9 protein-coding genes are annotated in these 14106 nt (G+C 40.7%); 3 read left to right on the forward strand and 6 right to left on the reverse strand.

Annotated features, from left to right (window positions below; all coding sequences use genetic code 11):
• Positions 1-26 precede the first annotated feature (26 nt).
• The gene (locus B0475_RS02845) at positions 27-938 is read left to right on the forward strand and encodes a copper resistance D family protein (protein WP_077409927.1); all 912 of its coding nucleotides are present in this window, start codon (positions 27-29) and stop codon (positions 936-938) included.
• 149 nt (positions 939-1087) lie between these two features.
• Here B0475_RS02845 and B0475_RS02850 read toward each other — a convergent pair whose 3' ends face one another.
• Positions 1088-1894 carry a SprT-like domain-containing protein gene (locus tag B0475_RS02850; RefSeq protein ID WP_077409928.1) on the reverse strand — a complete coding sequence of 269 codons (807 nt, stop codon included), beginning with the start codon at positions 1892-1894 and terminating at the stop codon, positions 1088-1090.
• A gap of 264 nt (positions 1895-2158) precedes the next feature.
• On the opposite strand from B0475_RS02850, the gene B0475_RS02855 reads away from it, so the two are divergent.
• Positions 2159-5230 (forward strand): Tn3 family transposase, encoded by a 3072-nt coding sequence (locus tag B0475_RS02855; protein WP_077409929.1) that lies wholly within the window; start codon positions 2159-2161, stop codon positions 5228-5230.
• 74 nt (positions 5231-5304) lie between these two features.
• Here B0475_RS02855 and B0475_RS02860 read toward each other — a convergent pair.
• A protein-coding gene (locus tag B0475_RS02860; protein WP_109862338.1) for an IS3 family transposase occupies positions 5305-6362 on the reverse strand; the annotation gives its coding sequence in 2 pieces (ribosomal slippage) (positions 5305-6110 and positions 6110-6362; 1059 coding nt in all).
• Positions 6363-6409: 47 nt separating this feature from the next.
• Here B0475_RS02860 and B0475_RS02865 point away from each other — a divergent pair.
• The gene (locus B0475_RS02865) at positions 6410-7117 is read left to right on the forward strand and encodes a hypothetical protein (protein WP_077409930.1); all 708 of its coding nucleotides are present in this window, start codon (positions 6410-6412) and stop codon (positions 7115-7117) included.
• Positions 7118-7336: 219 nt separating this feature from the next.
• Here the strand turns inward: B0475_RS02865 and B0475_RS02870 are convergent, their stop codons facing one another.
• The 4 genes from B0475_RS02870 to B0475_RS02885 are packed head-to-tail and all read right to left on the reverse strand — an operon-like array spanning position 7337 to position 14001.
• Positions 7337-9004 (reverse strand): CRTAC1 family protein, encoded by a 1668-nt coding sequence (locus tag B0475_RS02870; protein ID WP_077409931.1) that lies wholly within the window; start codon positions 9002-9004, stop codon positions 7337-7339.
• A 2-nt stretch (positions 9005-9006) separates the two neighbouring features.
• Entirely contained in the window at positions 9007-10992 is a 1986-nt protein-coding gene (locus B0475_RS02875; RefSeq protein ID WP_077409932.1) for an alkaline phosphatase family protein, read from the reverse strand.
• On the reverse strand, positions 10979-12601 hold the full coding sequence (locus tag B0475_RS02880) for a CRTAC1 family protein (RefSeq protein WP_077409933.1): 1623 nt from the start codon (positions 12599-12601) through the stop codon (positions 10979-10981). Before B0475_RS02880 ends, B0475_RS02875 begins: the two co-directional genes overlap by 14 nt.
• 29 nt (positions 12602-12630) lie before the next feature.
• The gene (locus B0475_RS02885; RefSeq protein WP_077409934.1) at positions 12631-14001 is read right to left on the reverse strand and encodes a DUF7933 domain-containing protein; all 1371 of its coding nucleotides are present in this window, start codon (positions 13999-14001) and stop codon (positions 12631-12633) included.
• Positions 14002-14106 lie beyond the last annotated feature (105 nt).

Genomic DNA, 14106 nt, shown 5'->3' on the forward strand with positions numbered 1-14106 from the left:
AATTTCTAAGGCGGGGATTTAAAAGAATGGAATATTCATATTGGTCAATTGTATTGGTCGTTTTTAAATTCGTCAGTTACTTGTCTGTGGCTGCTTTAGCTGGTGGTTTAACCATTCAGACCCTACTGGCTCTAAAATCAAGCAATTACACAATTGAGCAAGTTAATTACCTAAAAGTCATCAGAAGTTGGCAAATAATTTGGGCTGGTGTTGGATTGGTTTTTACTCTGCTACACTTGCCGGTTGAAGCAGCTGCACTTTCTGATACTGGTTGGCAGGGCTTAATTGATGGCTTGATGATAAACATCGTTTGGCAATCAGCTATAGGCACTCAAACCTGGCTCAGGACCACAGGCTATATTCTGGCTCTTATTGTTATTTTGTTTAACCGACAATCATTTTCAAAGCTCAGTATCAGCTGGGGCTTAATCAGTGTAGTTGCAGTATTGATGATTACATTCAGCTTTGTACTCACTGGCCATTCTGTGAACTCAGGTTGGTTGATACAGTTCATACTTGGTATGCATGTCACAGCGATGGCACTTTGGATTGGATCATTATGGCCGCTTTATAAATCCAGTCACTTCTTGAACCCATCAGATGTTAAAGATCTAATGTTTGAGTTCGGACGTGTAGCAGTTGGAATAGTGCTGGTTTTATTGGTTTGTGGTGTCATCTTGTTGTTCCAATTTATTGATTCCTTTGAACACATATTTACTACCGGTTATGGCCAGCTGATTCTATTTAAATTGACTTTAGTGACTGGTATGTTATTGCTGGCAGCTTGGCATAAATTGATTATAGTGCCAAAGCTACTGGAAAAACAAAATGACTTAAAACTCAAGCGTTCTATAGGAGTTGAAGGTTTGGTTGCTATAATAGTTATGACAGTAACAGCGGTAGTTACAACTTTAGTAGGTCCGGCACAAGGCCTTTAATTATAATAAAGACTTGGTGATTCTCAAATTTCTTTGATGCAATAAATTGATTGTGCAATGTTTTTAAGCAAGTAAAATTTTTGGCTTGAGGTTATTTATACTGTGCCAATGAATGTCATACTAAATGACATTGAAATAGTCTAATTCATTTATTCCGCAATAAACAATATATTGCAATCCTCACATCTGATATTTAAATTTGATTTACCATAAACTTTTGAATCACATCCATGACATACATACTTAACTCTTGTACTGCGAACAGGCTTATGTTGTATGATAAAATTTTCCGGAAGCATTTCAGAAAATGATGTTTCGCCCTCATCCAACTGATATTGAATTAACTTAGTTTCTTCAAAATCTTCTATTTCTGGATTATTAGCTAAAAAAGCAGATACATTTGGTGCTGGTTTGACTGGTTGATTTGACTGATTGGGGTTTGCGATTATTGGGTCGAAAAGCCTTGGTAGAGACATTAAATCTATCCACTTAAGTTGGAATTTTTTCTTTTTTTCCAAAATCTTAAATGCTTTTAAGAATTCACCACCTTCAATAATATAGTCGCTCATATGTTGACCAGTGATTTTGCCCCCTGGCCGACCTGTGGATGATGGCATAAGACCTACGTCCATCATTTTATTGGCCCACTGTTTATTATGATAAAACTTTCTTCCAGGATCCCCATAACAAAATTGCCAACAATGAACCATTTCATGAACCAATGTTTGCATAACTTCGATTAGTCTTGCATTTGCAAGGTAGGAAGGGTTTATGGCAATTTCATGACACTTCTTACCAGTTAAGCTTCCCCAGCGTTCAGGGGCAAAGTAGCCCATTACACCTTTTTTTCTCTGCACAGTGAAAATGACTTTAACTAATTTAGAGTCAAATAACTTCTTATTGAAATGCTCATAAGCAATTTGCAAAGATTCATATAACTCTGAAGTTGGTTCCATCACATTGGTTTATTTAATGAGGTCATCAAATTGTATTGTACACTGATTTGGTATACAAAATGTGCACATATCATAATGTTGTGTACACTACAAAATGGTTAATTGAAAATAATTTTCATAGGTGATTTGATGGTTGAAATTGTAGTGTACACTACAAAAAGTGCCCCTCTGGAGCTAAGTATACTGTAATATGTGGTTTCAAAAACGGCTAAAAATTGAGCAGGAATCAATTTTTTGAAAACTCATTCTTATTTATAATATACCATGTCATCACCAAAAATCCTATCAAAATCACGCGAGCGAGCATTTAAGGAAGTTCCCAAGTTTTCAAAGCCAGCTCGCAATACATTAATTGCTGTCAATTACAAAAATCAACCAATCATTCATAAATTAAAGTCCGATATAAACAAGCTTGGATTCCTCATGCAGTGGGCATATTTTGGCTCAAGGGGAATGTTTTTTGACTCAAACAAACTTCAGTCAAGACCAAAAGATATTAAAAAAGCTCATAAAGAACTGAGATTGTCGAAAACACTGGATTTAAATGATTATGCCTTTGAGACTGCAGTAAAGCATAGAGAGATGATTCTCGATGCATATGGATGGAGTAAGTACACAAAAGATGATGAAACCATCTTAAAAAGTCATGCATTAATTCAAGTTGACCATGTGAAGTCTAAGACAGAAGCATTTAAAGCGCTATACGATTTTTGTTGGGAATCGCGAATAGAAATACCGGGATACAACAAACTTGCATCAATTGTTAATGATTCATTTCTGAAATATGAAACTCAAATTATGGAAAGGTTTGATCAAAACGTTTCTGTTAATCAGAAAAGAGTATTAACTGATCTATTGGAACAAAATGATGTAACAGATTCATTTACTGAACTAAAAAAAATAAATCAAGGAGAAACTAAAACCAAATTAAATAAAAACGCCGATATTCTTAATTTATTTAAAACCTCATTCATAGAAATTAAACCCCTTTTGGATGGATTGGACCTATCCACTAAAGGCATAAAAAACTTTGCTGACTGGATATACACTTCAGATTTGAACCAAATAAAGAGATTAAAAAATAAAACTAAACTTAAACTTCATTTATCTGCATTCATTCAGGATCAGTTTTTCCTACGCCAAGATGCTTCAGTGGATGCCACATTAAAAAAACTTAGATATGAAACTAATCAAGCTAAAAGCTATCAACGAAATAAGATTGAAAGCAATGAGCAAGAGTCTATTGAATCTGGACAAGCCGTGGCACTTACAGCTGTATCAACTAGAGAAGTTTTAAGAAGGTGTGGTGAAATTCTAAATGATCAAACATACATGGAAGCTGAAAGAAATGAAAAAGCCAGGCATCTCATTGAGTCATATTTTATTAGTGAAGATCCAGATTTTGAGGATAATGTATTGTTGTTTCAAAACGACTTGAGCGATATTGAAAATAGGCAGAAATACTATGAGTATTTATTTGCCGCATCAGACAGGGTTCAAAAGTCAATTACACCTTTCATAAGAACACTGATGTTTGATGAAGATCATTCATGCCCTCTTCTAATAAGTGCCATCAATAAATTCGCTTTAGATACCAATAATAAAGATTTCGAAAAAGAGTTTTTCACTAAGTATGATCATATTAATTTTGACCTGGATGATGGCATTCCTAAAATCACTAAATATAAAATAATTCTGTTCACACATATTGAGCAGGCTATCAGAAATAAGAACCTGACACTTAAATACTCATATAAGTATAGGCACATAAATTCATACCTCATATCTGATAAGGACTGGGAGACCAAAAAAGAAACCCTACTAAAATCAGCAAGGTTGGATAAGTTTATAAATGGTGAAGAAATTTTACAATCAATGGGCAAGATACTGACTGAATCTTATGAAAAAGTTAACAAACGATTCCTTGATGGAGAAAATGAAGACCTGAAAGTTAATGCCAATGGCAATTGGAAATTGAAAGATCCTGATGCTGCTTTTGATTCTTCTAAGTTCATCCCAGGGCTTTTGACAGATGCTAAATATAAACTTTTATATGAATTGATAACAGAGGTAGATTCATACACTGACTTTTCATCAGCATTTAAGCATTCCTCCAATAAGCATGCAAATAAATCTATCGACAAAAAATTGTTATATGCAACTTTGATGAGCTTAGGAAACAATTACGGCCATCACACCATGGCAAAATCATCTAAAGGCATATCCAGTAAAAACTTAAGTGACACAGATTTGAAATGGTTTTCAGCTGAAAATGTTGAGAAAGCCAATGAGATTGTAGTCAAATTCATTCAAAAACTTTCCATGCCCACTCTGTACAACAATAAAAATGGAATCATACATACCAGCAGTGATGGTAAAAAAATTGTTGTAGCAGTTGAGTCTCTTTTGGCAAATTACTCATATAAATATTTTGACAAAGAACAAGGGATCAATGTTAATTCTTCTGTGGATGAGCAGCAAAGGTTTTATCACTATAATATATTAACCTCATCTGACCGAGAGGCACCATATATGATGGATTCGATCGTGAGCTCAGAGGCCTCGTTGTTTCGTGAAGGTGAAAAAATAAAGGGCCGTGTTCATTCAACCGATACTCATGGTTATACAGAGGCAATTTTCGCTGGTTTACACTTTTTGAATGTTTCATTTGCCCCACGCATTAAAAACATCCATAAACAAGCCATATATGGATTTGAAGCTAAGTCTTTGCAGAAAAATACCACTAACCCAATAGCACCAAAAACAGCAATTAATAAAAAATTAATACTAAAAAATTGGGATAGCATCTTACGGCTTATGGCAACAATAAAATTAAGAGTTAACACAGCTTCGCAAATTTTCAGAATTTTGTCATCGAGTTCACCTGACAATGAACTATACAAGGCTTTGAAGGAGTTTGGCAGATTAATCAAGTCTAATTTCATATTGAATTACATTGACAACAAACCTTTAAGAGTATCAATTCAAAAGCAATTAAACAGAGTTGAATTGGGTCAAAAACTCTCCGGGGCAGTTTTTCATGCAAGAAAAGGTAAACTGTATGTTGGTACTCCAGATGAGATGCAAAAAGTTGTTGGGTGCACTACCCTCATCAAAAACCTGATAATTTGTTGGAATTATCTTTTTTTGTCCGATTACTACAGTAAATTGAATTCAAAAGAAGATAAAGAAATGGTAATTGAATCTATTAGAAAAGGATCTGTAATTGCATGGGATCACATAAATATGATTGGTCAGTTCGACTTTGATCAAGCTGTACCGGGTTCATTTACAACTACAGTTCGAGAAATGATGAAGTTAAAGATTTATGATTAACAGGTTACCTAATTTTCATTTCGCTTTTTTATTTTTATAAAATGGACAAAATAATAATATTTATTATCAATTAGTTAGCCCTGCTCTGCAACTGATATTGGGTAGAAGTAGTAATTCTGCCTGTAATGGTTCCTCCACTGGCTTATTTTCTCGATGGCTTGTTCGATTGATTTGAACCAGTTTTGATCCAAACATTCTGATCTGAACTTACCATTGAGACTTTCAATGAATGCATTTTGAGTTGGTTTGCCTGGTTGAATAAATCCCAGTTTCACACCAGTTTGTTGCTGCCAAAAGAACATGGCTTTTGAAGTGAACTCGGTGCCATTGTCACAGACAACCTGAGCTGGTTTACCCCTGGTTTCAATAAGCTCACTTAAAAAACTACCTACTTGCCTACCACTGATTGAAAAAGCAGTCAGCTGACCAACCATTTCCCTGGTAAAGTCATCAATCACATTAAGAACCCTGAAACGCCGACCATTGGCCAGTTGATCACTGACAAAATCCATTGACCACCGCACATCAGGACGATTGGGCACAAACATAGGCATTCTTGGCCTGATCAGTTTCTTGCGTTTCTTGGTGCGTACCTGCAGCCCCAGTTCAGTGTAAATCCGGTAGGTTCGCTTCTTATTACAAACCAGCCCTTCAGACTTCATCAGCCCATGCAGAAATAAGTAACCATAGCTGGGATGCTTCGTAGCCAGCTCCAGCAATCGCTTTCTAATGGCCTGATCACCCTTGGGCTTTGCCTGGTATCTGAATCCCGTTCTGCTGATGCCTACCAAATCACAGGAAGTCCTTTCACTGAATTGATATGTCTTCTTGAAGTGTGTGACGATTTTCTTCTTACTGGCAGGCTTTACCACTTTTTTGACAGAACGTCTTTCATGGCTTCGTTTTCTAAAAGCTTTTCTGCCAACAGCTTCTTCAGCTTGGCATTCTCACTTTCCAGTTGTTTCAAGCGTTTGGCCTCTGACACCTCAAGCCCAGCATATTTACTGCGCCAGTTGTAAAAAGTCCCTGACGATATGTTCATCTGCCGGCAAATGTCATCGACTTTGACGCCTGACTCATGCTGCTTGATGGCGCCAATGATCTGTTCTTCTGTGTAACGTTTCTTCTTCATTCTGAGATCTCCTCTTTGTTAGTTTAATTGGAAATCTCATCCTTGTCATGGTGCTGAAATTGGGGGAAAGGTCATTTGATCTAGGGGTTGGAAACAAGAACAACCCACAATATGCGATTGAATGTATTGGAGTGATGAGCCAGAAAGAAGTCGAAACATGGAATCTTGGACCAGCAAGAGGTCCGAATAAATGGAATTTAATAGGTGATTGGGATTTACAAATATCATCCAATACAAGAGTGAAAACCATTCGTGAAAATTTAGAACCGATTTTGGTAAAGCTTGAAAGTCAAAATCTTCCATCTGATTTTGCTCTTCATGTAGATGAGAACTTGGAGCGATTTGATTCTGTATTATTTAAAAATTTGGAAAACTTAGGTATTGTCTCGATTTTGCAATTTCGAAGTAAAGGAGATGGTACTGTATTCATGTCAATGCCTGGAAGTGTTGGAGCTGAGAATTTGAATGGTGACGGAATATCAGAATGGGCAAGCAATTATCTTTCAAGTAATAAATGTATTGACGTTCTTCATAAACTAACTTTGTCATCTGCTTCCAAAAGAGAAGTGTTCATGCATTTAATGCCAGGTGAAAAAACGCCCTTTGAACTTGTGTCATATTTTTTTAATCATAATCAAGTTCCAATGCAAAAACCAAACTTACCAAAACCAGTTACAGGTTTTTGGTTAGTTTGCTTCGAGTTTTGTTTATATTGGAATGGTAAAAGTTGGATTAATTTTGAGATTAAAAAATGACTTAAATTATCAAATCAAATTGCTATAAAAATATTCACATTATGGCCACTTATAATTCGGGAAATATCTCTGGTTAATAAATTGACAACTTTAATTGTAAATTTTGAAGTTTAGTTGCAGAAAGTTTCCAAGTTTAGTTGCACGTCCACAAACTGCCCATATAGCTAAAGTTCATAAAATACAATTTAACATAATATATATTATGCGCATTAATGTGGATCAGAATGTAGATAAGAAAATCAGGTCATCAGCTTCAGCAACACGCAAGTATTGATTGGTAGATACATGATTGAGTAATGTGATTCTTCCAGATGGCCAGGATATCTTTAATTGTTCAATCACATCAAGGTTGGCTAAACCAAAATGTACGTTCAGACTATTCTGTGAATGTGCACTTGAGCCACCAGTGACTTGTCGTTTTAATAACAGTGCGCCAGAACGAACTTCAACCAATGTACCAATGGCATCTGAATTGCTGTCGCGAGCATCGAGCTGTATGATTAACCAGTTACCCAGTGATGCGGTATCATTTCTGAACAGTTGCAAATCACCTGATTGGTTAACTACGGCAAGATCGAGGTCTCCATCATGATCATAATCTGAAACTGCAGAACCCCTCGCGTTATTTGCATTGATACCACCTGCATCAGGCACGTCAGTGAATTGAATTTGGTTGTCATTATCATTTCCCAGGTTAAGGTACAAATAATCATGATCAACACTGGAAATGGTGGCGACAAATAAATCTTCCCAAGTGTCGTGGTTAACATCAAAAAAATTGACTCCCCAGGAATCATTGGCCTGAACACCTGCTGCTATGGCCATGTTATCGCTGAACAGACCATTGCCCTGCCCCATATATAAAACATTGCCGGGAGGGTTTTCATCCAAATCTGTGACGAAAAAATCTGAAATATACAGGTCCCAATGTCCATCATGGTTAATATCAGCAACATCAATACCCATGCCGGCCTGGGCATCATTTCCCACGCCTGGTGATGAATCTGTGCTATTAACAAAAGGTGGTAATGGTGGCATTGACCCCTGATTGAGATAAATCACATCGTTTAAATAGGGTTGAGGGTCAGTTCCTGACACGTTGATGACATAGAGGTCAGGCCACAAGTCATCATTGATCAAAAACGCGCCTGAACCCAGTGCGGCACGGTATTCCGCATTGTCTTGGTCGGTATAAAGTCCACTGGAATCTGTTATGTTAACAAAACCTCCATTGCATAGATTTTGATACAAACGGTCGCGATTAACATCAAATCCACCAGCATTATGGACCAAATGACCCACGTACAGATCCAGACAGCCATCCAGGTTATAATCGAGCCAGGCTGCTGTTTTGGAACGGTAAGCTGGTAGGGGGCCAAAAGGTACCGGTGCCAGGTCTGCAAGTCCAACTTCACTGGCATTTTCTATGAATCCAACCACTCCTGAGGTTGTGAACTGGTTGGTCAAAAGAAGATTGGGAGGTCCATCTGGATCATTGGATCTGAAGACATGAAAATCGGGGTGGTCGGTGTAAATGAAGATGTCTTTATCGCCGTCATTATCATAGTCGGCATAACGAGAACCTGACATCTCTACGTTGGGCAACTGTGGCAGTAAATGGCTTGCATTCAGAAAATTACCCTCACCCTGATTGATGAATAATTTTGGCGGGAAACCCGGTCCGCCCCCTACCACAAATAAATCGTCCCAGCCGTCGTTGTTTAAATCAACCCAATTTATGCCCAAACCATGACCCCCGGAAGATTGATATTGGTGGCCACTGATGCCAGCGGTGTTGCTGACATCAGTGAATGCAATTTCGCCATGGGCAAGATTGCCTGTAGTTATCAGCAGACAAGTCAGTCCATGTTTTAGTAATTGCTTCATTGTTATTGTTTTGACGCTCCGGAATCAAAAAACGTCAGTATGGTGCTGGCCATTTGCTTCAGGTCAAAGGGCGGTTGGATGTTGGGGTTATTGGTGAGAAATATGCCAGGTACTGTTTCATGATCCATAGAATGATCACCGCTCCAAGCGTCTGTATGGTCGGTAAAAACATCACCAACAGCAGACACTGCACCCAAGGCTGATGACGATGAATTTCGGGTGCCGTAGGCAAAGCCAGCAATGAGGTCAGGAGCTTGTGGATTGGCTGATTGGTCGCTGAAATAGTCAGCCGTGATGTAAACTTTGGTGATCGCTTGTCGGCCACTGTCAGGGTCTTTTGTAGCCAGTAGATCAGAACGCAATGATTGAATTAACTGAGGCAGTTCTTCATCTGAAACCACCCCATGCTGTTCACGTCCTTGCTTATTGATATAAATGCCGTTAAATCCAATGGCATATGCACGGGTTTTACTCCAATCTACAGATACAAGTCCTTCTGGACTGCTGGTGTTGCCATTTTTTAAAGTCAGGTAACCATGTTGTAACAACCATCCATTGAGGTCCATTTGTCTGCGCCAAGGAGCAAATCCATGATCTGAAATAACCATCAATGTGGCTTGTTTACCCAGTTGTTGGGACAGTTGGCCAACCAATTGATCGATGTCCATATACAGTTGTTCGATTTTGGCAGCCCATACAGGATCCGTTTCAGGGTCATATGTGGGGTGTTCAGGGTCAGTTGACTTCCAGGTCATGTGACTGACCTGATCAAGGTGTCCAAGGTAATAAAACAAAAAACTTCGACGATTCTCAAGCAATTCTTTCACTCTGTCATTGAGTTGCAACAGGGAGTCTCTGGCAGTGATTTCTGCTTGTTGAAAAAATTCTTCCTGAGTCAGGATTCCAGACTCAAAGGCTTTGGTGTCTTCAGGCATTCCCTGGGTATAGAATCTGCCGCCCTCCTCTGCCAGGTCTTCTACAAAATCATGAGGGTGAGACAGTGCAGTGTCTGGATTCAGTGGGTCAAAGTTAATAGGTGATACATACAATTCAAGATTGGGTGTGGTTTGCCTGAGGTAAAACCGAACCATGCCATGTAAGTCAGCCACCAGAGGCATCATTGTGAACTCTACAGGAACCCAGTCTGACCATTCACCTGGAGACAGCTTAATGAGTTGATCATCCAAATCAATGATTATGCGACCTCCTTCGGAAGTAACAGTGATTCTGATGGGTAGTTCCAGGGTTTCATTCAATTCAGGGTCTTTAAATGGGTTCAGTGGTCCTTTCAGGGTGGCCATGATGGCACCGTTTTCAGACCATACCTCCTGAATTTCACCTCCGTCAACTTGTTTTCTGCCAGCACCGAAGCGACTGTTGATAAAAGTAAATCTGCCATAACCGCCATGCAAATCAGGTGTTCCCATACCAGTCAATTCCTGGTCCCCTGCTCCAACTGGGGGGTAATTGGCCGGCATGCGCATGATACTGGTGAAAACACCATGCTCTTTCAAGGTTCCCCAAAAAACAGGTCCTTTACGAAGGTTTATTAATTGGCCAGAATCGGTGGGTAAGTGCCATGAGCCTATGGATATATGGTCTTCTGGCGGAATGGTTTTACTCATCGAAAATTCAGGACTGAGTGTTTTGGGATCTCGGTGTAAAAAATCATAAATGCCATGACCTCCAGAGTCCATGCCGGTCATAAAATCTGACCAGGCAACAGGAGACAATGGAGGTACAGACGTACCCAGAGGGCCGAACATCCCTTGTTTGCTCAAGCGGCTGAAATTGGGCATTCTACCTTCGTCCATCAACCTTTTGGTCATGCTGTGATCCATGCCATCAACACCCAAGACCATTAATTTTTTTTCAGGTAAGTGGGCATATGGATCAGTGCAACTGATCAACAAACCTATCAGGACTAAGACCGTGCTCAATTTCAATACCAAACTGAACACTTGTGAGGGGGCGTTATTCAAAATCATCTTTAAAAATGAAAGGAGTATGGGTGTAGGTCAGGAGTTGATTCACTGCCAGGTTATGGTCAATGGTTTGCATGCCATCTGGCCAGGTAATGATCAATTGATCAATCGAAGTCAGATCAGCAAGGCCAAAGTGTACTTCTGCTGGCTCCTGCCCTAAAAAGCTGGTACCTGCAGTGACCCAACGTGTCAATGTTCTGTTCCCAATCGTGACTTGTACCTTGGTACCAATGGCAAAATGATTTAACCCGTCAATCCGGGGTTTGACAACCAAGTGATTCTTGTCCAGATTGGTGTTGTCCAGGGTAGACTCATAGATGCCAAGAGGCAAGTCAAAAGGCCTGTTTCTTGCACAGGCATCAGGTACTGATTCTATCAGGTCAAGATCGCCATCACGGTCCATGTCCAGTGCCAACAATGAACTGCCCCATTGTAGTGAAGTCAGTCCACTGGACGGGGCTTGATCTATAAAAGTTTTGAGGTTATTGAAATTCTGTATGAACAGCCGGATGGGTTGTTCCCAGCCGTTGATGTGCCAGCCATTGGTTTCAACCAGATCCATGTGGGTGTCGTTGTTGGCATCGAAAAAAGTGGTGCCCCACCCCCAACCACCTTCCATCACACCTGCCATTGCAGAGACATCAACGCAGGCAGGATTTCCGGGAGTTGATTGATTTTCGAGTAATACATTGTGATTACCATTACGAAAAATATTGGTGGCGTAGATATCCGGGTCGCCATCTTCATCGTAATCAGCCATGGTCAAACCCATGTCATTCATGTTGTTGTCACAGGATGAGATCAGACCCATGTCTGCAAATACTGGGACTCCGTCTTGATTGCCTTGGTTGATCCATAATTTATTGACGTTAAAATCGATGGTAAAATAGATATCCAGTAAGCCATCACCATCAAAATCGATGATCATAGGCTGCCAATGTCCACGGTATTCTGTGGAAGATCCAAGCCCAGCAGATTGCGAAACTTCAATAAATGTACCATTGTGTTGATTAAGGTAAAGCTTGACAGGCCCTTCCCAATACCCAGTGATCAGATCCAGGTAACCATCGCCATTTAAGTCTCCAGCGGCTACACCAGAACGGTGCCAGTCGCGTGACAAGGCCGGATCTGTTAAGCCTGCCTGGGCTGTTACATTTGTGAATGTCCCGGTCGATGTTTGTTGATACAAAGTCAGAAGGGTCGTAAACGTTTCGCATGCCGTTCTGAAGCAGTCGGTGGTAACCAGAAGATCCAATCTGCGGTCATTGTTATGATCAAACCACAATCCACCTCTTGAGCGGGTAATCACATCTATTCCAGCTTGACTGGCCATGTTCTGAAAATTTCCGGCACCATCATTGACCAGTAATCGATCCCTGTCCCCTTCCGGTGTGGCCAAAAATAAGTCAACATCACCATCACTGTCAAAATCTGCCGCACTTGAACCAATACCAAAACCTTCCTGTTCGTTTTGACAGGTTTGAATGCCTTTGTTCAGGGTGACGTCACTGAATGAAGGTTGACTGGATGCGTCTGAGGTCAGTATACACAGCGTCAGGAAGATAAAAAAACCGGAGCCTTTGTAAAAGACTCCGGTTACATCAATAAGCATGACTAATGTTTGCTTTTATTCACGACTCATCAAGATCTTCTAAATCTTTTAAAGCCCATGAAAACAAACATCAGCAACAGCAGTGACAAGCCGATGACTGATAAAGTGGGTACCGCACGGGTAATGCCCACTATCAATTGATCAATGGCAGAAGCCGGTGCACTGTCACCCAATGATGAGCCCAACACCCCCGCATCATTATCATAATTACCCACTCCACTTACCGTGATATCTACACTGATGGTGCAGACTGATCCTGCTCCTACAGTACCACCTGAATAACTGATGACACCATCTCCTGGGTTGGCAGTTAATGTGCCGCCTGTACAGGTGTTTATGGCATTGGCTGGAGTGTTGACTGTCATACCGGCCGGCATGTTGTCAGTGAAAGTCAGACCGGTGGCGTCCACTGCATTGACGCTGTTGTCTATGGTGAATGTTAGTGTACTCTCGGTGACATTGGTGATGTCGTCTGGATCAAATGCTTTACTGAATACTGGTGCAGAAAAACCGGTCAAGGTATCACTGGCTGAGCCACTGTTACCGAAAGAAGATGTGAGGTCGCCAGTGGTGTTACTGAAGACTCCTGACTGAGTTACAATGACATCGGCACTGATGGTACACGTTGCGCCTGCCGGTACCACACCTCCAGAGTAGGATATGCTGGAAGATCCAGGAGTGGCTGTCACTGTGCCACCGGTACATGTATTAACCACGTTGGCCGTGCCCGCCACTTCCATGCCAGCTGGCAAATTGTCAGTAAAAGCCAAGGCATTGTCATCCAGCGTGCTGGCCGTATTGTCGATGGTAAAGGTCAGTGTGCTTGGGGTGTTAACAGGAACGCCAGCAGGGGCAAAAGCTTTGGCAAAAGCGGGAGCCACCGCATTCACATCCAAGGTGTTTTGCACGAAACTGGTGGTGAATGTCGTGGGTCCAAATGGGCCTGAAGTAGCAATTGTGGTGGTCAGGATACTACCAGTCACCAGGGTGTAAGTCGGCGTGGTCAATGGACAGCAAGATGTATTGGCTTCTATGGTGTAATTACCAGGTGCGCCATAAGTATGAGAAAAGCTTCCCCGGTAAGCACGGGCTGGTATGCCATTGACGACTGTTGATGTTGCCACCAGCGGTATGCCCGTTGAAGGTCCATAACCGTAGCGGGCTAATGTGTTACCATCCCCCCAGTTGGCAGCAGGAACCTGGTTATAATAGGTTCCCATATTTGCTGTTGTTTCGGTACTGCCTGTGGTATAGAACACAGTCATGTCAACATTGATGGTCAGACCAGTGTTCCCTGTTTGGGTGATTCTAATGCCGGAAATATGTGATGCATTAACGGTTGATGTGACCAGCACAGCAACTAATAAGGTGAATGTCAGGTGTAATAGTTGTTTCTTCATTGATTCAGCTCCAAAACACCAGATCAGGATTCCCCCCTCATCACAGCATTTACTAGATTACAAGCATCTTCCTTCTACCAAAGATGTGATTTGACCCACAAATCA

Origin of the sequence: Marinicella sediminis, from assembly GCF_002000055.1 — a bacterium.
GTDB lineage: Bacteria > Pseudomonadota > Gammaproteobacteria > Xanthomonadales > Marinicellaceae > Marinicella > Marinicella sediminis.